The sequence below is a fragment of the Candidatus Obscuribacterales bacterium genome (assembly GCA_036703605.1).
Taxonomy (GTDB): Bacteria; Cyanobacteriota; Cyanobacteriia; order RECH01; family RECH01; genus RECH01.
On the sequence record DATNRH010001073.1, the window covers coordinates 1 to 23,995 of the forward strand.

Here is a 23,995-nt window from a genome sequence, read left to right on the forward strand (position 1 = left end):
GCTACTTTATGACTTCAGCTTCTGTAACCCTGACGGTGAATGGGGAGACCCAAACCTGTCCGTCCCAAACGTCGCTACCCCAGTTTTTAAACCTAATTGGCATGAATCCTCGCCTAGTGGCGGTGGAGTATAACGGCGAAATTCTCCATCGTCAGTTTTGGGAGCAAACCTTAATCCAAGAGGGCGATCGCCTCGAAGTGGTCACAATTGTGGGCGGCGGCTAGACGTCGAGTTCGGATATTCCCCATAAATTCCTCCTTAAGCTCGCCTCGGTTCTGAAGAACAAGACAGTACAGTAATAAGTAGGGAGCGTAGGATGCTCAACGCCATCAACCCAACCTTGAGCATCAACGATCGCTCTAGATGAAGCGATCGCCATCCCTGGTCTTGGTTTGCTGGAATAACACAAACACTATGCACAACACACGAATTAAACGCTTCAAGTCCCTAGTTAAGCCCCTGTTAGCCCTTGCCCTCATGGTTGCCTTGGTCTTTGGCCAAGCCGATAGCGCCTTGGCGGCCCGTGGTGGACGCATGGGAGGCGGTAGCTTCCGGTCAGCGCCCAGTCGCACCTACACTTCTCCAGCTCGGCCAGCTCCAGGGGGCGGCTATTATGGTGGCGGTGGGTTCGGCTTTCCCTTCTTGATCCCCTTCTTCGGCTTTGGCGGTGGCTTTGGCGGTCTGTTCACCATTTTTATGGTGATTGCCGTGGGCAACTTCCTGATGTCGGCGGTGCGGCGATCGCAGGAGAATGGGACGATGGAGGAAACCTACAACCCCACCATGTCGGTGAACAAACTGCAGGTGGCGCTGTTGGCTGATGCCCGCACCCTACAGGATGACCTAAACCGCATTGCGGAGTCTGCTGATACAGGTTCCACTGCTGGGCTAGCCCAAGTGCTGCAAGAAACCAGCCTATCGCTGCTGCGGCACCCGGAATATTGGGTCTACGGCAGCAGCAGCAGCCAACAGGCCAAGATGGATTCTGCGGAACTGCAGTTTAACCGGCTGGCGTTGACGGAGCGCAGTAAGTTCAGCGAAGAAACGCTGTCTAACGTGAATAACCAACTGCGTCAGGCCAGCGATCGCTTGGCCCTAGGTGCCAAAGGCGAGATTGATCCCGCTAAGCTACCGGATCAGCCTGGCGAATACATTGTGGTCACGCTAATTACGGCCAACCAAGGCAAGCTGGATCTGCCGACCATTCAAAGCTCTCAAGATCTGCGTCGGGCGCTGAGCCAGATGGGCGCGATCGCTGGGGATAAACTTGCGGCTCTGGAGGTGCTATGGACACCCCAAGCCGAGGGCGATACCCTATCGGCGGATGAGCTGCTGGCGGAATATCCTGACCTACGACTGGTCTAGATGAGCCTCGGCGAGCAAACTGAGGCTCACTGAAACATAATAAGACGGGTGGGTCTAGCAATAAGACCCACCCGTCTTTGCTGTGGAATGACGCTAGGCCAGGTTGTTTTCCACCAGCGATCGCGCCCAGGCAATGGCCTCCGATGCCGTGTGAATTTGGCCTTCGGCGTGGGCTAGTTGAATGGCTTCTAGCAGTTGACCAATGCGGGGGCTGGGGCGAATTTGCAGATGCTGGATTAAGTCTCGACCGCTGACTAGGGGAACGGGATGGGCGATCGCATCCTGAGGATCTAGGAACCGCTCAATCAGGGGGGCGATCGCGCCTAGGGCAACGCCTTGTCCTAGCGCCAGCACCACCAGCGCCGGCAGCGCCGCTCCTATATGGCGGAAGGCGTAGTATTGCTCACGGGCTGATAGACCACGCTCAGCAAAGTCAGCAAAAACATGGCTGTGGTTGAGGGCGGTGACCACCGACTGCACCTCGGCTCGACTATATTTCAACTGCCACAGTTCTGCCTCTGCCTGGGCCGGCACCGACGAGATGAGGCAGGCCAGCTTAGCGATGCGTAGCCAACTGCGCCCCACTCCAGAGGCATGTTGCTGATCGCGCATCCAGGTGGTGAGTTCGGCGGCAAGGGCAGGATAGTGTTCGTCAAGGGCGATCGCGGCCCGGTCAATCTGGGCGATGCAGGCCATGGATGCGGCTGTGGCGTGGCTCAGCCAATGGCGAAAGAGACCATCCTGCCAGGCCATGGTCAAAAATGCCGTACCGCTAGGGGCACTTAGCAAATAATTTAACTCCGACTGCACCCGCTCGGCGGCAATATGCTGCAAGAGCGGCGTTAGCCCCTGAATGGTGTGCCGGGTGTCGGCATCGAGCCAGAAGCCGAGCTGAGCTGCCTGGCGATAGGCCCGCAGCAGCCGTAGGGGATCATCCTGGAGGTTGCAGGGGGCAATCATGCGGATTTGCCGCTGCTGTAGGTCAGCATAGCCTTGGAGCGGATCAAAAAGGGTCTGACTGGCTGGATGGTAGGCGATCGCATTCACCGTAAAGTCGCGCTGCTTAAGATCGGCGTCAATGGTGTCACCGACCTGCTGGGCAAAGTCTGCCGTGGCTTGGTGGAAAACAACGCGGGCAATTTGGCGTTCTGCATCGAGCACCACAAAGCCAGCTCGGTAATGTTTAGCGATCGCTTTCGCGGTTTCCACCGCATGATGGGGTAGCACAAAGTCTAGATCCAGATAGTCGGCGTGCCGTTCTAGTAAGGCATCGCGAACATTGCCACCCACCAAATAGGCATCGGATGGTAGCCAATTGACGCTGAATGGCCACGTCTCTGGGGATAAGACCGATGCGGATTTAGACACCTGTTGTAAAGAAATCAAGGGATAGAACACAGCCTCCCAGAGGGGAGGGTACGACAGTAAGTGGGACAGTTATGGGGATAGTCATGGAGACATGAATCTGCCGAGCCAATGCCTACACCGGGGAAGTTGAATGGGGCGATCGGGGAATCGTTGCATTTTGCAACATCTACCCAACGACAGCCCAGATTCGGCAAAACATGAGTTAGATTAACAAAAAACGGTCATTGGTTGGTCATTTTTACCCAGGGGGAGGCTTTGAGATGTGTATTTGCGTCAACTGCCGCTACGTCGATCGCTGTATTACCTATCATGAGGTCGAGCACCAGCATCAGCAACCCCATCTCACAGAATCTCCAGATTTCGAAGCCGTTGAACCGACGATTAATGTCAATATCCGCCATCATGATCAAGAGATTGAGATGGAGTGGGATGTGGTTGGGTGCGAAAGTTTTACCGCTGATCAAGGCAAGTGGTCGCGGTTGCGTCCGGGAGAACTGGTTCCGACCTAATCACCATGCAAATTCTTGAGCAAACTCCTCAGCGACTAGTCATTCGGTATAATCCTGTGCATCGCTGGCTGACGGCAGCAGGGGCGATCGTCTATATTTTTGTGGCGGGTGTGTCGGGCACTGCCACAGCCCGAGCCCTTTATGCACTCTTCTTGCTAAGCTTTGCCCTGATTCTGTTGCTCTGGCGGGGAGATCAGGTGACCTGCGTGTTTGATAAGCAAAAGGGCCGCCTCACCTATCAACGCAGTGGTCTGCGGGGTACTAACACTACGGTAGTTCCTTTGCCCACCGTTTCCCATATCACCCTGCAAGAGCGGCGGTATCGCAAGCGTTCGTGGCGAGAGGGACGGGTGTATTGGGTGTACCTAGAGCTGCGCTCATCGCGGGAGCGGCTTGCCCTGTCGTCTGATACGTTCTTTAACTTAGAGAAAGCCCAGAATGCTGCCTGGCTGGTGTCAGATTTTCTTGGCCTACCGCCGTTCAGTTTTATTGAAGCTCCTCCTCTGTCCCTGTTTTCATTTTGATAGAACCTGAGCCTAGGAGTAGGGTACTGTTAGAGCCATAACGCACCATCTCATAAGGCTTTGATGCGTTACGCTGTTGCTCACGCGTCCTGCCTGTATAGAGTTTTCTACTCAGAACATCATCGAACTCAGGTACAAGCAGGACAGGGCTGGGCGATGGTCACGTGAGTTTTTCGCCACTCAGAATAAAAATGGGATCTACGGCGGCAAAGACCTGGTTGTTGCCCCGCGACTCTAGGCGGTTGACGGCGGATTGGATAACTTCCACGTTGCGCGCCTGGAGTTCTGCCAAGGTTTCTGACAGGGCATAGAGGCTGGTGAGATCGGTGGCGGTGGCGACGATGCGCCCTGGCGCTTTGAGACAGGCCCAAGCGGTTTGAGCGATCGCTTTCACGGATCGCCCACCTTCAATGAAGACACAATCGGGCAGGGGCTTGAGATCGGTCAGACAATCGGGCGCACTGCCTTCAACCACCTGTACATTGGTGACGCCAAAGCGATCGCAGTTGCGGCGAATCAGACCAGCCACCTCTTCGTCTCGCTCGATGGCCATAATTTTTCCCTTAGGGCAGAGCAGACCCACTTCGACGGGAATCGTACCGGTGCCTGCGCCAATGTCCCATAGCACGGCCTTAGGACGTAGGTACATATGGGAAATGAGCAAGACACGCACCTCGCGTTTACTCATGGGAATGCCGGGCAACCGTTCAAAGAGTCGATCGGGAATGCCAGGGGTTTGGTAGGGCCAAAGTTCAGAAACCATAGAATCAGGATGATGAGGTTGTGGGCGGTGCTGGGGCAGCTTAGGGAAGGGCGATCGCCTCATCCACAATACTCAAGGTTTGCAAGGTCGGATCGGCACAGCCGGTGATCGTGCCTCCCATGGTACAAATCTGAGTGAGGTAGGCGATCGCTTCGATGGTAATCGGTTCGCCGGGCATGAGGACGGGAATGCCGGGGGGATAGGGACAGATGAGTTCAGCGCAGACCTGGCCGATGGCGTCTGAGACCGGCACGGTACGGCGGCGGCTGAAAAAGGCCTGGCGCGGGGAGAGGATTGGCACCTGCAGCGGCGGCAAAGGGAGGTTAAGCAGGGACAGGGGCGATCGCTTGTCCTGCGCCAGAGTTTGAATGCCTTGTACGAGATGCTGCAGATCCTCACGGGTATTGCCGAGGCTGATGACAAAGGTGAGATGGTGCAGGCTGGGCAGTTCTGCCGTCACCCCTAAAGTTTGGTGCAGATACTCATCGGCTGCAAACCCTGTCCATCCCAAACCGCTCACATCCAGGGTCAGGCGGGTGCGATCCCAGGGGGTACCCGTGGGAGGCGTCCAAACGCGGACACCGTCAATCTTGGATAGCTCTAGCCTAGCCCAATCGGCCAGATCTAAGGTTTGAGCCATCAACTTTTCGCCATCGATCGCCATCTGATGCCGCGCTGCATCTAAGGACGCCAAGAGTAGGTAGCTGGGACTGCTGGACTGCACGAGGGCCAGGCTATCAACCAAGCGATCGCGATCGATGCGGCTGTGGAGGTGGCTATGTACCATGGCGGCTTGGGTCATAGCGCCTAGGGTCTTGTGGATAGACTGCACGGCTAGGTCGGCCCCGGCGGCGATCGCAGTCTGAGGAAACTGGGGATGGAAGGCGAAGTGGGCCCCGTGGGCTTCATCGACAATCAGGGGAAGGTCGTAGCTATGAACCAGGGTGGCGATCGCCTGTAGGTCACTACTAACGCCGTGGTAGGTGGGCGATACCAGCAGCACAGCGGCGGCAGGATGCTGCTCTAGCGCGTGGGCGATCGCCCCTGGGGAGACACCTAGGGGAATCTGTCCTTGGCTATCTAGCTCCGGTGTCACAAAGACCGGCATGGCTCCTGAGAGAATCAAGGCGGCGATCGCACAGCGATGGGCATTGCGCGGCAGGATGAGAGAATCACCCGGCGAACAGGTGGCCAACACCGCTGCCTGAATGCCACAGGTGGAACCATTGGCCAAAAACCAGGTTTCCCCGGCACCAAAGGCGATCGCAGCCAAATCCTGGGCGGCACGAATCACGCCTTCGGGGGCAAACAAGTTATCGAGATCGGGCAATTCTGGCAGGTCGGCGCGAAAGACCTCAGTTCCGAAGAGGGCTGCTAGACGCGGAGAGATTCCCTGTCCTCGTTTATGTCCGGGGGTGTAGAAGGGCGCATGGGGACGCGTGGCGGCGGCCCTCAGGGCGTCGAGCAAGGGCGTTTGGTGGGCGTCGAGGTGGTTGAACTGGGCCATGAAGAGCGATCGCGCTACAGGAGTCATTATCCTGCATGGCCCTGCCTTTGCGAGATGGAGAGAGATCAGGTGCTGAGGGGGGCAAGGGTTAGAGCGTGACAAGTAAGGTCAAGCCTTGCCGGCCGATGACACGCACTTGCTGTCCTAACTCTAGAGGACTGTTGATGGGCATCACCAGGCTGGCGGGCCAGGTTGATGCTGAATAGGTGACGCGCAAGCGGGGTTCTACCCATTCCACCGTGGCGATCGCAGGCATGTCTGAAAAATCGAAGGGGTCAATAGTGTTCCAAGTCATGATCACGGCCTCCGGGCATCCTGATAGTGGACCATTACCTCTATGTCGGATGACTAGGGAACCAACTATGCAGTGCCACAACCAATTGAGAAACTGTCCTAGGGCGATCGCTTCTGATGGAACATGAAATTCAGCCTGGAATGCAGCTATTCAAAGGGAAACCTAGCCGAGATCATTGCAAACTAGTCTTGTTACGATTTCTCATTCAAGTTTAATTGCAAATTCAAACCAGCTTTCGAGAAATTCGCTACAGTAAATATGAGCTGATTAGGCTCATCCACGCCACGCTGTTGCCTTCAACCTTCCATTCATAACACCCCCCTACTAGCAACCCATCCTTGGTCGCAATTGCTGGTTCCTAAGCCCCAGCCGCTGAGCGATCGCCCTGATGGTTTGCCCCTTCATATGAAAACCATATCTCTGTTCCCATTGCTTTAGGTATTGATAGAAGGCGATCGCTGTGGTGCCATAGACAAACTCAGGGATTTCAATATGGCCGACAAACGACCGATTTCGCAATTGGGTGATCCCGTCCTGCGGCAAACTGCCCGCCCTATCTCCAATGTGCAGGATGATTGGGTGCAGCCGCTGATTGATGATCTAATTCTGACGTTGATCCAATCTCAGGGAGTGGGCATCTCGGCTCCCCAGGTGGGTAGTCCCCACCGGATTGTGGTGATGGCTTCCCATCCCAACGAGCGCTATCCCGATGCGCCCATAATGGAACCGACTGTGTTGATCAACCCTCGGATGATTGATCACTCGGAGGCTTGTGTGACCGATTGGGAAGGCTGTCTGAGCATTCCTAATATTCGTGGTCGAGTGCCCCGCTATCAGGCCGTTGAGGTGGAATATACCACCCCGGCTGGCAAGCTGCAGCGGCAGGTGTTCACCGATTTCATTGCCCGGATTTTCCAGCATGAATTTGATCATCTGGAAGGCATGGTATTTCTCGAGCGCCTGCAAAAGCCCCAAGAGCTGATGACCGAACAGGAATACCGCCAACGGGTGCTGACGCCTGTGCTGGCTGGTCAATAGGGCTACATACGCTCTAGGACAGAAATGCCTAGCAGCGATAGTCCTAAGCGAATAGTACGGGCAGTCAGATCTGCTAAGACGAGTCGAGACGTACGTTTCGGCTCGTCTGCTTGTAAAATCGGGCAGCGATCGTAGAACTGGTTAAACTTTTGACTCAGTTCAAATAAGTATTGACAGAGACGGTTGGGCAACAGGTCTGCCTCCACTGCCAGAATCACCTCATCCAATTGCAGCAGGTGGCGCGCCAGGGTAAATTCTGTTTCGTCTTCTAGATCCACCGGCACGGTTTGCTGGAGTTGGCTCCAGTCAATATCGCCCTTGCGGCTAATGCCCTGAACCCGCACGTAGGCGTAGAGCATGTAGGGGGCTGTGTTGCCCTGTAAGGCCAACATGCGATCGTAGTTGAAAATGTAGTCACTGGTGCGGTTTTGGCTAAGGTCGGCATACTTCACCGCTGCCATGCCGATGGTTTCGGCGGCATGGCGGATGAACTCTGGCGACTCCTGCCGCTCTTCTTGCTGCAGGCGGTTTTCCACATCGGCCTGGGCCCGGCGCACTGCTTCATCTAGCAAATCTTTCAGCCGTACCGTATCCCCCGATCGCGTCTTAAATTTCTTGCCGTCATCACCCTTGACCACGCCAAAGGGCACGTGAATCAGTTCGACACCTTCTGGCACCCAACCGGCCCGCCGGGCTACCTGAAAGACCTGGGTGAAGTGGTTGGCCTGACCCGCATCAACGACATAGATCACCCGCTCTGCCCGATCCTGCTGAGTGCGGTAGCGAATGGCGGCCAGGTCAGTGGTGGCGTAGTTGTAGCCGCCGTCAGACTTTTGAATAATCAGCGGCAGGGGATTGCCCTCTTTGTTGGTAAATCCTTCGAGGAACACGCATTGGGCACCCTGGTCTTCTACGAGGAGCCCCGATGCTTTTAGATCGGCCACCACGTCGGCCAGCAGGGGATTGTAAAACGACTCGCCCCGCTCGGTGATGCGGATATCCATGCGATCGTAGAGCTGCTGAAACTCGCGGCGCGATTGGTCGCAGAGCACTTGCCAAGCCTTTCGAGCAGAGTCATCACCAGCCTGCAGTTCCACCACCGCTTGACGCGATCGCTCCTTGAAGTCATCTTCGGCATCAAAACGCTGCTTAGCCTGGCGATAGAAAGCTACCAGATCGCCAATATCGACCGTGCTAGCATCGGTGATCGCCTCGGGGCAAACGTCTCGCAAATGGGTGATCAACATGCCAAATTGAGTGCCCCAGTCACCAACATGGTTGAGCCGCAGCACGTCATGGCCGCGAAATTCTAGCAGCCGCGCTAGGGAGTCGCCAATGATTGTGGTGCGCAGGTGGCCCACATGCATTTCTTTGGCAATGTTGGGGCTGGAAAAGTCTACAATCACCCGCTGGGGCGCTGGGGTGGGGGCCACGCCAAGGCGATCGCTTTGGTGCATCTGCCGCAGTTGGTCTTGCAGATAGTCGGTGCGCAATTTTAGGTTAATGAACCCTGGTCCAGCGATCGCCGGTGGTTCGCAACAGTCGCTAACCTCTAGCTTGGCTACTAAAGCTTCGGCGATCGCCCGAGGTTTATCCTGGAGACGCTTGGCCAAGGACAAAGCTACGTTGGCCTGGTAGTCGCCAAACTTAGGATTGGTGGTGGGTACCAAGACCGGATCGGTGCCGGCTAGGTCGGGGCCAAAGGCGGCAACGAGGGCAGCTTCAAGTTGAGTCGTAAGGTAGGCGATCGTGGAGTTCATGAACCTAGGAATGTTCGAGGATAAACGTGAGTTGGATGACGTTACTGTTCCACGATACCCCGAACTTAGATCGTTGATTCGGCGGAGGGCGTATGGGTTGCGTCGGCTGGTGGATAGGCCATGGGCGGCGGCGCCATCTCTACTTCGGTATCATGAAGCCACAGCTCTTGCTGGGATAGCATCAGCGGAATCTTGGCGCGGTCGAAGGCTACTTTAATACGCCGACGATATTCGCGGGCCGCATTCCATTGCTCTAACGGCTGGGTACGAATCCATACGCGGATCACCATGCCGCGATCGCCAAATTCATCCAACCCTAGGGTCAGCGGTTTAGCCAAAATCCTGCCCATCCATTCTTCGTCTAAGGCCAACTCTTCCCCGACCTGCCGCACAAGATCTAACGCCTGATCAATATTGGCGCTATAGGCCACCGGGATGCGGATATCGGCTTGGGAATGGCGGCTGGATAGGTTGGAGACGACCTTGACTTCACTGTTGGGAATGGTAATCAAGCGCTCTTCTGGATCGCGGAGTTGGGTGATGCGCAGGGTGATATTTTCCACCATGCCAAAGACGTTGCCCACGGCGATTACATCGCCGACCGCATACTGATCTTCCACCAGGATTAAGAAGCCATTAATCGCATCTCGAATCAGATTTTGGGATGCCAGGGAAATGGCAACACCAATTAAACCAGCACCGGCAATCAGGGGGGCAATATCAACCCCAAAGTTAATCAGCACAATAAAAATGCCAATCAGCACCAAGAGGAGCACTGTGACGCCTTTGATCACCCGAGAAATGGTTGAGACTCGCTGCTGTAAGCGCTGATCGCGATTGGGGGTGAGCAATCCGCCATCGGCGAGGGTGTCGATAAACCAGTCAATGCTGACAAAACTAAGGCGAATGATGATGTAGATGCCTAGGGCAATGAGTGGCATGGATAGATAGGTGGGCAGACGGGTCAAGACCCATACCTGAATCCAGCGAGTTTGGGGAAATAGTCGCAAGATTAATAGAAGTCCTGCTGACCACACCAACCCTTGGCTCAGCTGAAAAGCTAGGGACTGAATAGCACCAACGTCTTCCCGGCGACGTTGGCTGATCTGCGACGTGGTAGTGGGCTGTCCAGCTGCCGCTCGTCGTCGCGATCGCCACTGATGCTGGGCTACGGAGATGCCAAAACTACAGACACACATGCCCAATAAGATGGCGATCGCCCATTTAGATTGCTCGGCCAGGGCTGACGACTGTCGCTCTCGGGCCGATTCTCGCAAGGCTTGGGGAATGGTATCCTTCAGACGCTCTGCATGGGCCATGGGGGTGGTCATCTCAAGCTGAGCATCGAGATGCGTGACGGTCATCACATAGCGATCGTTGATATAGATGGTGGGAAGGTCAGCGGCACCCCGCAATTCTAGGTTCAGCTCTGATGTTTCGCTCTCGCGATAGGCACGGCTGACGGCTGATAGGTTCCGTTGAATATCTTGAACCCGCTGAGTAAGGTCGGATGCTGGGGCCGCTACCCGAAAGAGCGGCTGTCCATCCAGCCGCACCCAAGCACTTTCGATCTCATCTTGAGCCAGCGTGGACTTAAATATGGGTAGCGGATCGGTAAAGTCTGCAGGGCTCGGAAGCTGGGCAGAGACGGAGACGATATGGAGTCCGCTGATCAGCACAAACAACAGCATCATACATGCCAGCCATTTCACCCAAAGATGCTTGGCTTTCACCTGCAGCGATCGCCGCCATCGAGTTCTAGATCGTTTCATGTACCTCACCCCAGATGGGGAAAACTAGGACGTTAACTATCAAGATGTATCAAGGTGGATATCTATTATGATGCGTTCGCTAACAATTGGATTGATGTTGCCATGGCCAGGCTAGGTCGCGATCGCTTCCTTGCCCTCCACCGATCAGATGAATTCAGATGAATTGTGATAGTTTCTTCGGTGACGTTGGCAGCATAACTCTCAAGATTCTTGGATCTAGGGAAAACGGAGCGGGGCTCGAAAATCCGCGCCAAATCAACCCATAATGGAAACAGGATTGGGGTTGGCTCCATGCATTCTTCCCTCATCCATCCACTGTCGAGTTTTCAGCCGTTTTACCCTTCATGCAGATTCGCCGCCGTCCGCCTAGCCCTGCCATTCAAGTCAGCTATCTTCAGTATCAGGTCGCTGCGCCTGGTGCCGAACCGCTTCATCTCCTCGAAAAAATTGTGTGGCATAAGGAAAATGAGGTGGATGCGTTGCGCGATCGCCTTCCCTTACTGGATCTACGCAAGCAGCTTCCGGATGCCGCGCCACCCCTCGACGCCCTAGCGGCCCTGCGCCAAGTCCGCACCACTCCGTCTCTGATTGCCGAAGTGAAAAAGGCATCGCCCAGTAAAGGCGTCATCCGCCCTGATTTCGATCCAGTGGCGATCGCTCAAGCCTATGCTGAGCATGGTGCAACCTGTATCTCGGTCTTAACCGATGAAGAATTTTTCCAAGGCAGCTTTGACTACCTCAAAGCTATCCGCGCCGCTGTGGACATCCCCCTGCTCTGCAAAGACTTCATCATCTACCCCTACCAAATCTATAAAGCCCGCACCTGTGGAGCCGATCTGATCCTGCTCATCGCGGCCATTTTGTCAGATGCGGATCTGCAATACTTCCTCAAGATTGTTCGTACGGTCGGCATGACTGCCCTCGTGGAAGTGCATACCCTGGAAGAACTCGATCGCGTCTTGGCGCTCGATGGCGTGCAGTTGGTGGGCATCAATAACCGCGACCTTGAAACCTTTCATGTTGACCTGCAAACCACCTGTCAGATCATGGCAGAGCGGCGGCAGGCCCTGCAAGAGCGCGATATTATCGTGGTGAGTGAGTCGGGTATTCATACCGCCGCTGATGTGCAAACGGTGACCGAGGCAGGGGTGAATGCCATCTTGGTAGGAGAATCCTTAATGCGGCAAGACGATCCTGGGGCAGCGATCGCCTCCCTGCTGTCCTAACCATTGCCCCAACCATGTGGAGCGGCGATCGCCCTCCCAGCCGCCATAGATGTCTGATTCTGCGCCAGCATCAGTCCGTTTCCTAGCTGTTCTACCCCGACAACCGGGCATGTTAACCCTATGGGGTCTACCTGCCTAGTCTCGTTCTACTATCGTTACGGCTGAACTCTTACCCCTATGGATCGCATCCCCCTACCCTCTCATATTCACTATGAACTCCTGCTGCAACTGCTAGAGCGCCAAACTGCCCATGCGGTTGGCAATCAGCCCCAGTTGCGAGAACAGTTGAATGAGTTGATCATTACCCTACGGAAAGCACGTAGTCAGCAGCGACATTTAGAAGAAACCTGCCAGCGCGCTCATATTGACATCGATTTTCACTGGTCTCTCAACAACGACGCCTCAGAGCCATCTCCCTCGGAGCGATCGCTCCCTTCCTAACCATCCATGACGCTACATCAAACCTCTGGACGGTGGCAGTATGGGATGATCCTCGCTGCCACGACGATGCTGCTATGGGGAATTCTGCCCATTGCCCTGGCCGTTGTGCTGAATGTTTTAGACGTATACACGATCACCTGTGTACGATTTGTGATCGCCTTCAGCGTTTTAACCCTCTACCTCAAACAGCAGGGACAATTTCCCCAGGGAAAACAGCTTCGCAGCGCCTCCTTCAAGCTGATGGCGATCGCCATCGTGTTTTTAGGTCTGAACTATTTATTTTTCCTCATTGGTTTAAAACTCACATCTCCCACCAATGTGGAAGTTTTGATGCAGCTTGCGCCGGTCACCTTTGGTCTAGCTGCCCTCGTGATTTTTAAGGAACGCTACAGTCGGTTGCAGTGGGCAGGTCTAGGAGTCATGACCTTGGGGCTGGCGCTGTTTTTCCATGAACAACTGCAGGTGCTGCTGCAATCGACCACTACCTATCTCTTGGGGAACGGCCTAACGGTTTTGGCCTGTCTTACATGGACGATCTACGCGTTGGCCCAAAAGCAACTTTTGAGAGTGCTTCCCTCCCCCTCCATCATGCTGGTTATCTACGGCGGCTGCAGCCTGCTATTTTTACCCCTATCCCAATTACCGGATCTGTTAGAGCTGTCGCTGTTTCAATGGGGCATGTTAATCTTCTGCGGTATCAACACCCTCCTTGCCTACGGTGCCTTCAGCGAATCCTTGGAACACCTGGAAGCCTCTCGGGTCAGTGCCATTATTTCCCTCACGCCCCTGGTGACAATCGCTTCCATGCAGGTGGCGGCGCGCTGGTTTCCGGGATTGGTGGCTCCAGAACACATTAGCGCCCTAGGCTTTGTGGGAGCCCTGCTGGTGGTGGGTGGCTCGGTGGCGATCGCCCTCAGCAAACGTGTGGGGAAGCCTGAGCAACTGCAGAGCTAACTTCAAGAATCTGCATAAAGAATGATGAACAACCTAGCGATTATCGGTATATTTCGTTAGATGCTAAAGGACAGCCGTCAATTCTTCACGGCTTTTCAGCAAAACTCAGCGACTCCTCAGTTCAAACCCTGAGAAAGTTGTTAAGTTTAATGAAGAACGTCCGCCGATGGATTTTAATCTGTCCCCTGGTGGTATCGCTCGGTTGATCGCATGTTTTGGCTATGAACGTTCAATTTAACGCCTCCCAATCCGTATGCTTGGCTGTTCCTGAGCAATCGGTGCCCATTCAGCACTATCTCCGCCAACCCCAGCGCCTAATTCGGGCCTTGGTGGATCCCAAGCGCACGGAACAACTGAGCCCGGAAGTTTTTCGTCTCAAGATGCGATCGCTCAGTTTCATGATGATTAGCGTGCAGCCCACGGTGGATTTGCGATTGTGGGGTAGTTCAGATGGCACCATTCATCTGCGATCGGTGGGGTGTGAAATTCGCGGCAATGACTATATCAACCAGCGGTTTAGCTTAGATTTGCTGGGCAAACTCCGTCCTCAGATCCATCAGAACCAACCCCATTTGGTCGGACAAGCGGATCTTTCCGTCGGCGTCGATCTACCGCCGCCGCTTTGGCTAACGCCGCGCCCTATTCTGGAAGCCACCGGTAACGGACTGCTGCAAAGTGTTTTACTGACGATCAAACAGCGTTTGATGCATCAATTATTGTCGGACTATGCGGTTTGGGCCACGGATCCAGAGCAGCAGTCGGCACCCCAGGGTATGGTGTTGGGCAATAGTCCTATTAGTTCTTAGCTTGTCTTAGCCTGATTGATCGACAAAACCTCTGTCATCCTGATTCTCCCGTAGGTTGAGTCAGCGTCAGCGTAACCCAACGGACTCTGAGCTGGTACTGGGTGTCCCGTTGCTCGACCCAGCCTAAGGAACAAGATTGGTCAGTTAGTCAGGTTCTTAGCGAGTTACCATCGACCGACAGAAAATCCCCAGTTGCTCAGCCGCTGGGGATTATTTAGTATGGCTAGTCCTCTGAGAGGTAAACCGCCTATTGACTAAAGCGGAAACCCTTGTGCGTCCTAACATCTCTTTTCGTTCTTCTATCTTCGTTTTTCTATCTTGCAATACTAGTTTGCTGATCAACCAGGTGTCATTCTTGCCGAGCGCTACTACAATTGTGCATCCTTTGGTGTCATCGTTCTGTTGCTCCTAGAATTGCTATGTTGTCTACTCGTTTGCGCCGTTGCTCCATTGCCTCACCTCGCCCCCGACGACCGATACTGCAGCATCTTAGCTGGGCTCTCCTACCGATCGCGGCGGGCCTGTTGGGGTCTGGGGGGGCGATCGCTCAACCCTTGCCGAACACTGCCCCTGTGACCCTAGCGCAAGCTTCATCCTCCGCCAGCACCCATCTTCTCTTCGTGGATCCTCGTCTGGGGCAGGATAGCCAGGATGGGGCTAGCGGGCGATCGCCTCTGAGAACAATCACCCGCGCTCTGGAATTAGCTGAGCCCAATAGCGTGATTATGCTTGCACCGGGGGTCTACAGTGCCGACAGTGGCGAAACCTTTCCCCTAGAGGTCGATCGTCAGATTACGCTGCAAGGTAATCCTGGGCTTTATGGCCAGGGCATTGTCATTCAAGGATCGGCCCAAGGGTCGGCTACCGTCATGTTGTCGGGGCAGGCCGCCTTGGTGGGAGTGAGTGTGACCCATCCCCAGGCCAATGGTCATAGCGTCTGGGTGGCAGATGGAACACCGCTGTTGATGAACAACAGCCTATCGCCTGCTGAGTCGCTGCACGTCACCCAAGCTAGTCAGCCCACCCTGCAAAATAACCGCATGGTGGCAGTGACTAGGGCTGCTGATCCGACCCCAGCGGCATCTGCACCACCTGCGAGTCAAACAGCTCAGGCATCCCCTTCCATGCCATCGGTGACGGTGCAGCCAGCACCGCCCACTGCCCGTCCTGTAGACACAACCTCTCCCCTGCCTCGCGTGGAGCCTAATCACTCCATTGCCACCTCTATTCCTCCCGTGGCCACTCCAGCTAGCCCCACACCTGCGCCGGAACCGGCAGCGATCGCCATTCCTGTTCAATCTCCACTTGCTGCGGCCGGAACCTCCCCATGGGATGCTCCCTCCATTCAGCTCAATGGCATCCTGCACCAGGGCTCGACCGTTGGCTACCAGCTAGAGGAGCCTGCCGAGAATGCCGTTGAGATTCCGGTGATCCTGCCGCAGTCAGGGTCAGCCGTGTCTACCTTGGTGAGCCGTCAAGAGCCTAGTTGGACGATTTCACCAGGATTGCTAGACCCCATGGCCCAGCAAACCCCCATTGATATCCCGGTTTCACCGCCGCCTGTTCAAGCAACCTTCCCTAGCCAAGCTGCTGCTCCAACGCGATCGCCGGATGTGTTACCCGTTCCTAGCATGGAGATTCCTGTTGGCAATGTGGGCGGTCTGGCGCGGGTGCCTGTCTCTGGCGGTACATCCTATGCGGTTGCGTCATCTAGTCGATCGATGGCCCAATACCGGGTTCTTGTGGAGGCCAGTCAGGCGACGACCCGCACCCGGATTCAGTCGTTGGTGCCGGGCGCATTTTCCACGGTGGTCAATGGCCAGACAATGATGCAGGCCGGGGCGTTCAGCGATCGCGCCAATGCGCAAGAGTTAGTGGATCTACTAACTAGCTATGGGTTTCAGGCTAGTCTAGAATCCCGATAGAAACGGTTGACGCTGGATAGAGGTAGACATAGGTAAGTATTGATAGGTAATTGATAGGTATCAGTAAGGACATCTCCTCTCGACCAGTGATCGCCCTTAGCGTTACGCTAGGCAAGAGGGCCTCGGTCAGGGGCTATGGCGGTGTCCGTTTATTAGGGCGTAGGAGTCAGTGTGAAATTAATTATTCTGGGTGGGCCCGGAGCCGGCAAGGGCACGCAGGCCAGTCAGCTATGCCAATTTTTAAACATTCCTCATATTTCTACGGGGACAATCTTGCGGGAGGCGATCGCTGCCCATAGTGACCTCGGGAAACAGGTGCAGTCCTATGTGGCGCAGGGCGAATTTGTCCCCGATAAGATCATGATTGAGCTGATTCGCCAGCGATTACAGCAGCCCGATAGTCAGCAAGGATGGCTGCTAGACGGCTATCCCTTGACGGCGTTTCAGGCGGAGGAACTGGACTTTTTGCTGGACTCCTTAGAACAGCGCATTGACTGGGCCATCTGGTTAGAGGTGCCGAATGCGGTGTTGGTGGAGCGATCGTTGGAGCGATCGCGATCGGATGATCAGCCGGATGTGGTGCATCGTCGCTTAGAACTAATCCAAGAACGGACGGTGCCGATTTTGGACTACTACGGCTACCGCAAGCGGCTGCTGAAGATTGATGGCAACCAATCCATGGAGCAGGTACAAGAAGCTATTCGCCAAGCGCTTGTCCAGGGAAGTACCGAAGCCTAGGGTATCTTGAGCGATCGCTGATGTTGCTCCCGAATCAGCCGCTGCACGCTCACTAAGGCGCGGTTTAGTTCATGGGGGCGAGCTTGGGGGTTGGCCAAATAGGCCTGCTGCTCTTGTTCAATCATCACCACATCTTGGCGCACTAAGCCATCTAGCAGCGATTGAGCTGCACCAAAAAGGCGCTGTTTCAAAAACCGGCGGAAGGCGATCGGCAGTTTATGCAATCGCCAGAAGGCTTGGAGGGATGTGAAGTGGATCAGGTAGGCGCGGGTCTGGGTAGGGCCGATGGGACAAAAGAGGCAGTAGATTTTGAAGTCTTGCCCTAGGGTCGAAACCCAGTTGGGATATACATAGCTGACGTCTAGAGGCTCGGGGTGTAGCCGCCGTAGGCTGGGAAAGAAGAGCTGGGAAATTGACCAAATCTTGTCAATGCGGTAGTAGCTTTGGGCTTCGTAGTGAACATCGACGCGATCGCTTGTTTCCTCTAAAGCCTGTAGTTTCGCCTCTGTCCAGGCTTGATAATCAGCATGGAGATGTCCGTGGTACATATCCATGAGGTTCTCGATTAGGTAGGAATAGTGGGCTTGACAGTCGATGATCGAGACGGTGGCGATGTAGTTGAGATGCTCCCACTCGGGAATGCTGAGGGGATTCACCTGCTCGGCTAGGGCCGCCTCGCCTGGAAAGACCCAAATAAAGCCATCCTGCTCTCGCACCGGATAGAGCTGGACTCGACAGGAGGGCAGCCGCTGATCTTTGGCTAGGTAGGGCACCGCCGCACAATGTCCATCGCCAGCAATCCGCCAGCCATGGTAGGCACATTCCAACTCATCGCCCACCACCTGCCCTTCACTGAGTTTGACAAAGCGATGGGGGCAGCGATCGGCTAACGCCTGCACCTGGCCGTGGCTATCTCGATAAAGGGCGATCGCCTCTCCCCAGATCGTCACCCCTCGGGGCGTGGTCGTCACCTCGTCACTGCGCGCCGCGACATACCAATGGTTGGGATTGATGCCAGCTTGGCGCACATCGAAGGATCCAGGCTGGGAGGCAGGAGATTCGACAGGATCGCTAAAGGTTTGAGTCATCGCAGTGGGTACCAAATGCAATGGGAAGGGGATGGCTCGTCCAGTCCTTAGTATTGGAGAGGATCGGGGAGGAGGTTCAGGATCTGGCGGGACGACTAGGGGAGTACGCAACACCTCGACATTTCCCCTGATCCCTTGACCTGAGAGACGTGGGCCGTTCTCCCAGGTTGACCGATAGGCCCAGCGTTAAGCGAGGATGGAGAATACGCCTTGAGGGCGCACCGTGAGTAAGGTGCGACGCTGCAGACCCTCTTGGTGTAGAACCGCATTGGCTGCCAGCAAGCCGCTACTCACCGCCCGCTCCATCAAGCCGCAGGGGAAGGGCATTTTCACCCAGTCGCCAGCGAAGAGGAGGTTGGGAGCCAGAGACTGGGTTTCGGGACGGTTGGGGTAGCTGCCGGGGGGGAAGCCGGAGAAGTTTTTCTGGTTGACCAGTTCTCGATGCAGCATGGAGTCGTCTTTGAGGGCGGGAACAATGTCGTAAAGTTCTTCCTCAAAGGTAGTCAGGATGGCTTGCTGGGTGGGAAAGTCCCGCTCTTTGTAGCAGTAGGCATGGAGTTCTACAACACTGCCGCCGGTTTTCTTAGCCCACTCGATATAGTCGTCCTGAATGCGATGGTAGAGGGTGATGCTATCGGTGAGGCGATAGCCTGACAGGGAGGTGAAGTCGCTGAACTCCCAGTCAAAGTCTTGGTCGAACCAGAATCTGGCTACAGCAAAAGGATCAGCGATCGCTAACTGACCAATTTGCTCTTGGATCTGGGGATGGACGTCTCCCTGGGATTGATCCAGCAGGTAACGAACGCCGGGTACGTCGGTGGCGAAGACAAAGTAGTCGGCATCTAAGGTTTGGGCAATGCTGGGGGTTGGATCCGCGCTGGCAAGCTGGATGCGATCGCCCTCGGTTTGTACCACCTGATAACGATCTAGATCGCGGCGGGCGGGGCCGCTGACCACGCGCCCTTGAGCATCGTAGACAGCGCCGTGGCAAGGGCAGTGAAATTCGCCATTGGCCGCAGGCTGTACGGTACAGCCTTGATGGGTGCAGGTGAGGGATAGGACTTCGGTGTGGTTTTGGGTAGCATAGACGCGATCGCCTGCGCCGTAGAACTGGGTTGCGCCTTCGGTGGGAATCACGTCATTTTTTGCCACCCAGAAGGGAGCTGGCGAGGTGGCGCTACCGTCCACATAGTCTACAGAGGCGACTTGGCTATCGGCCCAGTTCACCTGGGTGACCGAGACCCCGGTGAGCACCTTGCCGCCCTTGCTCTGAATTGCCGCCACAATTGGATCAACTAAGCTGCGGCCCATGTCTTGGCGAGTGCCGCGAAAGGCTAGCCCCTCGGGATTGCCAAAGAAGTAAAAGTGGAAAAACTGCATCAGTTCTCCTGCACTCAAGACATCCGGGGCATTGAGACTCGATTTGGCAAACGGTAAAAAGTACAAGTCGTATAAACCTTGGGGAAAGTCGTTCTTCACCCACTCGGTCACCGACATGTTATCCAAGCGGCCATAGCTGCGTTGGGGATGGAAGCCGGTAATTTCGCGAAACACCTGCCAATGGGAAAACTTCAGCAGGTTCAGACCCCAGTTCAACCGGTTATCAGAAGCGATCGCTAGATCGACGATATTCCAGGGAAAGGCTGAACTGCTTGGTCGGAAGCGTTCTGGCGCATAGGCTTTTTTATCGCCTTTATAGACGACGGCGTAGAAAGGTAGCGAGGTGAAATTCTCTTGGGCTTCTAACTCATCCACCAAGCTCCACAAGTTGTAGTACTGAGGGAAGAAGCCATGGAAGCCATGCTCCATACGTAGGGGCTCTCCACCAACTTCAATGTCCCAACTGGCGATTTTGCCGCCCAACTGGGGTGATTTTTCCAGCAACGTCACCGCAACTCCGCGTTGGCTGAGTTCGTAGGCTGCTGCCAAGCCCGCTAAGCCGCCCCCGACGACCACAGCTCGTCGGGGCTGGCTGAGATGAGTCGGCAGGGCGATCGCATCTTCTTGATAGGTGGAAGGCTGGGGCTTAGAAAACCGAGAATAGCCCAGGGCTCCTCCTACCGTACTCACGCCCGCCAGCTTGAGCACCGTACGCCGAGAAACCTGGGTAGACAATAGCGATTGAAGCTTTGGATTCATGAACGATGCAGTTGAAACAAAGGAAAACAGTCAATAGCCAGCAAAGGTAATCCCGTGGAGCGATCGCATGGATATGGAGGATGATAGCTAAGTTTTTAGAATCTCTGCATCTTACTCCGGATGTCTAGCCTCTAGTATTTAAGACCCTGCATCTGTGACCTGCTGACATTACACATACGCCCAAATGCGGAAAACCCAACGATACTTCGGAATCTCTTTAGCTCTACCCAGGGTGAATTGCACCCTTGCTGAGATACTTTGACGATGCGAAGGACATCTTGCGAAATATGAACATCTCCTGAAACTCTAGCAGTAGAGTCTCTCCAGTGACGTAGTATCGTAAAACTTATGGGGACATGCCTTGAGGGTCACCTGAGTAGCCTCTTCATCGCTTAGCCTCAGCAAGTCAAGTGCTGGCCGATGACGGGCTAGCGCCTTTTCACCGCGAATCTTCATCAACGGCTGGTTAAAGAGACAGGATTTTTTGCATCATGGAATTTGCAGCACGAGTCGGAAGCGTTCAGCCCTCTGTGACCCTAGCCATTACGGCAAAGGCGAAGGCCATGAAAGCTGATGGGGTGGATGTTTGTAGCTTTACGGCAGGCGAACCCGACTTTGATACGCCGATTCATATTCGCGAAGCAGCTAAGCAAGCTCTTGACCAAGGCAAGACCCGCTACGGCCCAGCCGCAGGGGAACCGCAACTGCGGGAGGCGATCGCCCGCCGCCTGCAGCAGGATGAAGACCTTTGTTATGGCCCCGAAAATATTATCGTCACCAACGGTGGCAAGCATTCCCTGTTCAACCTGATGCTGGCGATGATCCAAGAAGGGGATGAGGTGATCATTCCTGCGCCCTACTGGGTGAGCTATCCAGAAATGGTGAAGCTGGCTGGCGGTACGCCGGTGATTGTGCCCACGGATACCAGCACGGGGCTGCGCATCACCCCTGAAGCTCTCCAGCAGGCGATCACGCCGCGCACGAAGCTGTTTGTGCTCAACTCCCCTGCCAATCCCACGGGCATGGTCTACACACCGGAGGAAATTCGTGCCTTAGCTAAGGTGGTGGACGACCATGATCTCTGGGTGGTGTCGGATGAAATCTATAGCAAAATTCTGTACGATGGCGCAACCCATTTGAGCATTGGCGCGGTCAGTCCGGCTGCCTTTAGCCGCACGATCATCAGCAGCGGCTTTGCCAAGGCCTACGCCATGACCGGTTGGCGGATTGGCTTTCTGGCTGGGCCGGCTGAGCTGATTAAAACCGCTGCCACCATTCAAGGGCACAGCACCTCTAATGTTTGCACCTTTGCCCAGTATGGAGCGATCGCTGCCTGTGAGGGCCCTCAAGACTGCGTGCAGGAGATGGTCAGCGCGTTTGCCGAACGCCGCCGATTTTTGCTGGATGCGATCGCGTCGATTCCCGGACTCTCTTGTCCAACACCCAACGGTGCTTTCTATAGTTTTCTGAATATTAGTAAAACTGGATTAACGTCTCTGGAATTTTGCGATCAGTTGCTGGAGGAACAGCAAGTGGCGGTGATCCCAGGGGGTGCCTTCGGTGCCGATGACCACGTGCGCATCTCCTATGCCACAGACCTAGCCACCCTGAAAACCGGGTTTGATCGCATTGCGGCATTTGTGGCATCTCGATAGCCCGCGGCTCTTGACGCCCAACGCATGATCTCGGCAAGCTATCCAGATATCTCCTCTATCTGCGATCGCCACCAAGCGGCTAGGCTAGGGGAAGAGATTGGTTCAAGCGTTCAAGGCGGTATCGTATGTCCCAGAAAAATGAAGCTCCTATCCTGATTCTGTCGCTGTTTATTACCCTGGCAGCCATTGGCTTTGGTGCCTATTGGCTGGTGGGAAATCTTGGGTTACTAGGGGGCGATCGCCCCCTAGTAACCAGCACAACATCTGGCTCTAGCGATCCCGCTGCTCCTGGTTCATCGTCCCCAGAAAGTGGCCAACTCAGCCAAGGCGATCGCCTGCTGGTTTCCAGTAATACCTCTCCTCAAAAGCAAGCCGGCATTCAGGCGATCGCGGCTGGAAACTATAGCGAAGCCGTGCAGCAGCTAGAAGCCGCCATAGCCGCCAACCGCAATGATCCCGAAGCGTTGATCTACCTAAATAATGCTCGGATTGCTGATCGCCCTGCCTATACGGTGGCGATCGCCGTTCCTGCCAGCAGCGCTACTGATTCTACGGAAGAACTGCTGCGGGGGATCGCCCAAGCGCAAAACGAGGTCAACCAAGCTGGCGGCATTCAAGGTACCCCCCTTAAGGTGGTGATCGCGGATGATAGCAATAACCCAGATACGGCGGCCCAACTCGCCCGCACCCTAGCGAGTGAGCCAGATATTCTCGGCGTCATTGGTCACTTCAGCAGTGATGCCACCCTAGCCGCCGGCGAGGTGTATCAACAGCAAAATCTGCCGGTGATTTCCCCCACCAGCACCTCCGTCCGCATTTCAGAGCTGGGTGATTATGTGTTTCGCACCGTCCAGAGCGATCGCTTCACCGCCGACAGCTTAGCCCGCCATATGCTGAACGAAAATTTACAGCAGGCAGCGGTGTTCTACAACTCCAGCAGCGACTACAGCATCTCGCTCAAGGATGCCTTCACATCTGCCGTATTTTCGGGTGGCGGGCAAATCACTGCAGAAGTGGATGTCAGCTCAGGGTTTGATGCCAACGCTGCCGTAGAGCAAGCCATTCAGCAAGGCACTCAGGTGTTGATGTTGGCGACCAATACCCAAACCCGTCCCCAAGCACTGCAGGTGATCGCTGCCAATCGCCAGCGCTTGCAGCTCTTAGGGGGAGACAGCTTATTTACAGCAGAACTGCTGCAAACGGGACAAGCCGATGCTGTGGGGATGGTAGTGGCAGCTCCGTGGCATCGGGATGCTGACCCATCGGCGACGTTTCCCCAAGCGGCCCGTCAACTCTGGGGGGGAGATGTGAGCTGGCGGTCTGCCATGACCTATGATGCAGCTCAGGTTTTTATTGCAGCTATGACCCAAAACCCAACTCGCGCAGGTATCCATCAAGCGCTCAATGCTCCCAACTTTTCGGCGAATGGTGCATCTGGAACGATTCAATTTCTACCATCAGGCGATCGCAACCGAGCGGTACAGCTTGTGGTGGTGCAGCCAGGATCTGAATCAGGCTATGGGTATGATTTCACACCCTTGCCCTAGGAGGCGATCGGCAGTGAGTTAGGGCTCTGGCATGAATAGCCTAGATCGATGGTTTCGATCGGACGTATGCCTGATGTTATCGACGGGAATGATAGGTCTCTTCAATGACAGTGATAGGGTTTCCCAATGAGTGTCGGGATATAGACGTCCATGTCTGTAGAAACTCTTAAAACCTATCCATTTTTTGCAACCGTGCTGCACACTGAATGTAATACAGATCGTCATCAATTCTTGACCCATTGCTGGTCTATCCAATCCCTAAGTACTAATCCTGAAGCTCTTATTTCGAGGCTATAAGATCCTTTGATCACCCTAGGGCAACTTCGCTCTAGGGCATCAGCAAACTATGAATTCCCCTTAGATATTCAAAGAGATTCAGGTTTAATAACTCTACGAGCAAAGCCAACCTTGTTCACCTATCTGACTCTCTCTCTGAGGTGGGTGTAAGTCTTCCCAAGCCTTTCATCTTGGGGTTGCTCTGCAGACCCCTGCAGGGTCTACCCCCTCCTGTATCGTTGGTTTTGGTGACCCGTCCAGGGATTGATCCAGCCCTCATGTCTTGCACGGGAAACCAT

Annotated in this window: 21 protein-coding genes; 13 read left to right on the plus strand and 8 right to left on the minus strand. The window is 55.0% G+C overall.

Annotation, left to right across the window (positions count from 1 at the left end; genetic code table 11):
* A partial coding sequence (gene thiS / locus V6D20_21900) for a sulfur carrier protein ThiS (GenBank protein HEY9818438.1) occupies positions 1-224 on the plus strand: 224 nt, incomplete at its 5' end.
* Positions 225-414: 190 nt separating this feature from the next.
* A complete protein-coding gene (locus V6D20_21905; GenBank protein ID HEY9818439.1) occupies positions 415-1,365 on the plus strand; it encodes a DUF1517 domain-containing protein in 951 nt (316 codons plus the stop codon).
* A gap of 93 nt (positions 1,366-1,458) precedes the next feature.
* Here V6D20_21905 and V6D20_21910 read toward each other — a convergent pair whose 3' ends face one another.
* Positions 1,459-2,733: a hypothetical protein gene (locus V6D20_21910; protein ID HEY9818440.1), complete on the minus strand. Its 1,275-nt coding sequence runs from the start codon at positions 2,731-2,733 to the stop codon at positions 1,459-1,461.
* A 260-nt stretch (positions 2,734-2,993) separates the two neighbouring features.
* Here V6D20_21910 and V6D20_21915 point away from each other — a divergent pair, with 260 nt between their 5' ends.
* Together V6D20_21915 and V6D20_21920 are read left to right on the plus strand one after the other, a co-directional pair.
* Entirely contained in the window at positions 2,994-3,242 is a 249-nt protein-coding gene (locus tag V6D20_21915) for a Ycf34 family protein (GenBank protein HEY9818441.1), read from the plus strand.
* 5 nt (positions 3,243-3,247) lie between these two features.
* A complete protein-coding gene (locus tag V6D20_21920; protein ID HEY9818442.1) occupies positions 3,248-3,766 on the plus strand; it encodes a hypothetical protein in 519 nt (172 codons plus the stop codon).
* A gap of 160 nt (positions 3,767-3,926) precedes the next feature.
* On the opposite strand, the gene cbiT is transcribed toward V6D20_21920, so the two are convergent.
* The 3 genes from cbiT to V6D20_21935 all read right to left on the minus strand — a co-directional run bounded on the left by cbiT (position 3,927) and on the right by V6D20_21935 (position 6,331).
* The gene (gene cbiT / locus V6D20_21925) at positions 3,927-4,529 is read right to left on the minus strand and encodes a precorrin-6Y C5,15-methyltransferase subunit CbiT (GenBank protein HEY9818443.1); all 603 of its coding nucleotides are present in this window, start codon (positions 4,527-4,529) and stop codon (positions 3,927-3,929) included.
* Between the two features lie 40 nt (positions 4,530-4,569).
* Entirely contained in the window at positions 4,570-6,063 is a 1,494-nt protein-coding gene (locus V6D20_21930) for an aminotransferase class I/II-fold pyridoxal phosphate-dependent enzyme (protein ID HEY9818444.1), read from the minus strand.
* 61 nt (positions 6,064-6,124) lie between these two features.
* Complete coding sequence (locus V6D20_21935) at positions 6,125-6,331, minus strand: NfeD family protein (protein ID HEY9818445.1); 207 nt, start codon at positions 6,329-6,331, stop codon at positions 6,125-6,127.
* Positions 6,332-6,823: 492 nt separating this feature from the next.
* On the opposite strand from V6D20_21935, the gene def reads away from it, so the two are divergent.
* Positions 6,824-7,369 carry a peptide deformylase gene (def, locus tag V6D20_21940; GenBank protein HEY9818446.1) on the plus strand — a complete coding sequence of 182 codons (546 nt, stop codon included), beginning with the start codon at positions 6,824-6,826 and terminating at the stop codon, positions 7,367-7,369.
* A gap of 2 nt (positions 7,370-7,371) precedes the next feature.
* On the opposite strand, the gene argS is transcribed toward def, so the two are convergent.
* Both argS and V6D20_21950 read right to left on the minus strand, forming a co-directional pair.
* Positions 7,372-9,129 carry an arginine--tRNA ligase gene (gene argS / locus V6D20_21945; GenBank protein ID HEY9818447.1) on the minus strand — a complete coding sequence of 586 codons (1,758 nt, stop codon included), beginning with the start codon at positions 9,127-9,129 and terminating at the stop codon, positions 7,372-7,374.
* A gap of 65 nt (positions 9,130-9,194) precedes the next feature.
* Positions 9,195-10,901, minus strand: coding sequence for a mechanosensitive ion channel family protein (locus V6D20_21950; protein ID HEY9818448.1), 1,707 nt, complete (start codon positions 10,899-10,901; stop codon positions 9,195-9,197).
* 344 nt (positions 10,902-11,245) lie between these two features.
* Here V6D20_21950 and trpC point away from each other — a divergent pair, with 344 nt between their 5' ends.
* The 6 genes from trpC to V6D20_21980 all read left to right on the plus strand — a co-directional run bounded on the left by trpC (position 11,246) and on the right by V6D20_21980 (position 16,991).
* Positions 11,246-12,127, plus strand: a complete 882-nt coding sequence (gene trpC / locus V6D20_21955) for an indole-3-glycerol phosphate synthase TrpC (protein HEY9818449.1) — start codon at positions 11,246-11,248, stop codon at positions 12,125-12,127.
* A 177-nt stretch (positions 12,128-12,304) separates the two neighbouring features.
* Positions 12,305-12,568, plus strand: a complete 264-nt coding sequence (locus V6D20_21960) for a DUF5340 domain-containing protein (GenBank protein HEY9818450.1) — start codon at positions 12,305-12,307, stop codon at positions 12,566-12,568.
* 6 nt (positions 12,569-12,574) lie between these two features.
* A complete protein-coding gene (locus V6D20_21965) occupies positions 12,575-13,522 on the plus strand; it encodes a DMT family transporter (GenBank protein HEY9818451.1) in 948 nt (315 codons plus the stop codon).
* A 221-nt stretch (positions 13,523-13,743) separates the two neighbouring features.
* Positions 13,744-14,328 carry a DUF1997 domain-containing protein gene (locus V6D20_21970; protein ID HEY9818452.1) on the plus strand — a complete coding sequence of 195 codons (585 nt, stop codon included), beginning with the start codon at positions 13,744-13,746 and terminating at the stop codon, positions 14,326-14,328.
* A gap of 419 nt (positions 14,329-14,747) precedes the next feature.
* On the plus strand, positions 14,748-16,253 hold the full coding sequence (locus V6D20_21975) for a DUF1565 domain-containing protein (protein ID HEY9818453.1): 1,506 nt from the start codon (positions 14,748-14,750) through the stop codon (positions 16,251-16,253).
* Positions 16,254-16,424: 171 nt separating this feature from the next.
* Positions 16,425-16,991, plus strand: a complete 567-nt coding sequence (locus V6D20_21980; protein HEY9818454.1) for an adenylate kinase — start codon at positions 16,425-16,427, stop codon at positions 16,989-16,991.
* On the opposite strand, the gene V6D20_21985 is transcribed toward V6D20_21980, so the two are convergent.
* Together V6D20_21985 and V6D20_21990 are read right to left on the minus strand one after the other, a co-directional pair.
* The gene (locus tag V6D20_21985; GenBank protein ID HEY9818455.1) at positions 16,988-18,079 is read right to left on the minus strand and encodes an aromatic ring-hydroxylating dioxygenase subunit alpha; all 1,092 of its coding nucleotides are present in this window, start codon (positions 18,077-18,079) and stop codon (positions 16,988-16,990) included. The two genes, V6D20_21980 and V6D20_21985, sit on opposite strands and share 4 nt — an antisense overlap.
* A 186-nt stretch (positions 18,080-18,265) precedes the next feature.
* Positions 18,266-20,218, minus strand: a complete 1,953-nt coding sequence (locus V6D20_21990) for an FAD-dependent oxidoreductase (GenBank protein HEY9818456.1) — start codon at positions 20,216-20,218, stop codon at positions 18,266-18,268.
* Positions 20,219-20,709: 491 nt separating this feature from the next.
* Between V6D20_21990 and V6D20_21995 the strand changes: the two genes are divergently transcribed.
* Together V6D20_21995 and V6D20_22000 are read left to right on the plus strand one after the other, a co-directional pair.
* Complete coding sequence (locus V6D20_21995; protein HEY9818457.1) at positions 20,710-21,873, plus strand: pyridoxal phosphate-dependent aminotransferase; 1,164 nt, start codon at positions 20,710-20,712, stop codon at positions 21,871-21,873.
* Positions 21,874-21,998: 125 nt separating this feature from the next.
* Entirely contained in the window at positions 21,999-23,420 is a 1,422-nt protein-coding gene (locus V6D20_22000) for an ABC transporter substrate-binding protein (protein HEY9818458.1), read from the plus strand.
* Positions 23,421-23,995 lie beyond the last annotated feature (575 nt).

Bases quoted from the DNA above. Each gene is read 5' to 3' on its own strand.
- V6D20_21905 (HEY9818439.1), top strand. From the start codon at position 415: ATGCACAACACACGAATTAAACGCTTCAAGTCCCTAGTTAAGCCCCTG.
- V6D20_21915 (HEY9818441.1), top strand. From the start codon at position 2,994: ATGTGTATTTGCGTCAACTGCCGCTACGTCGATCGCTGTATTACCTAT.
- V6D20_21920 (HEY9818442.1), top strand. From the start codon at position 3,248: ATGCAAATTCTTGAGCAAACTCCTCAGCGACTAGTCATTCGGTATAAT.
- cbiT (HEY9818443.1), bottom strand. From the start codon at position 4,529: ATGGTTTCTGAACTTTGGCCCTACCAAACCCCTGGCATTCCCGATCGA.
- V6D20_21930 (HEY9818444.1), bottom strand. From the start codon at position 6,063: ATGACTCCTGTAGCGCGATCGCTCTTCATGGCCCAGTTCAACCACCTC.
- V6D20_21935 (HEY9818445.1), bottom strand. From the start codon at position 6,331: ATGACTTGGAACACTATTGACCCCTTCGATTTTTCAGACATGCCTGCG.
- def (HEY9818446.1), top strand. From the start codon at position 6,824: ATGGCCGACAAACGACCGATTTCGCAATTGGGTGATCCCGTCCTGCGG.
- argS (HEY9818447.1), bottom strand. From the start codon at position 9,129: ATGAACTCCACGATCGCCTACCTTACGACTCAACTTGAAGCTGCCCTC.
- V6D20_21950 (HEY9818448.1), bottom strand. From the start codon at position 10,901: ATGAAACGATCTAGAACTCGATGGCGGCGATCGCTGCAGGTGAAAGCC.
- trpC (HEY9818449.1), top strand. From the start codon at position 11,246: ATGCAGATTCGCCGCCGTCCGCCTAGCCCTGCCATTCAAGTCAGCTAT.
- V6D20_21960 (HEY9818450.1), top strand. From the start codon at position 12,305: ATGGATCGCATCCCCCTACCCTCTCATATTCACTATGAACTCCTGCTG.
- V6D20_21965 (HEY9818451.1), top strand. From the start codon at position 12,575: ATGACGCTACATCAAACCTCTGGACGGTGGCAGTATGGGATGATCCTC.
- V6D20_21970 (HEY9818452.1), top strand. From the start codon at position 13,744: ATGAACGTTCAATTTAACGCCTCCCAATCCGTATGCTTGGCTGTTCCT.
- V6D20_21975 (HEY9818453.1), top strand. From the start codon at position 14,748: ATGTTGTCTACTCGTTTGCGCCGTTGCTCCATTGCCTCACCTCGCCCC.
- V6D20_21985 (HEY9818455.1), bottom strand. From the start codon at position 18,079: ATGACTCAAACCTTTAGCGATCCTGTCGAATCTCCTGCCTCCCAGCCT.
- V6D20_21990 (HEY9818456.1), bottom strand. From the start codon at position 20,218: ATGAATCCAAAGCTTCAATCGCTATTGTCTACCCAGGTTTCTCGGCGT.
- V6D20_21995 (HEY9818457.1), top strand. From the start codon at position 20,710: ATGGAATTTGCAGCACGAGTCGGAAGCGTTCAGCCCTCTGTGACCCTA.
- V6D20_22000 (HEY9818458.1), top strand. From the start codon at position 21,999: ATGTCCCAGAAAAATGAAGCTCCTATCCTGATTCTGTCGCTGTTTATT.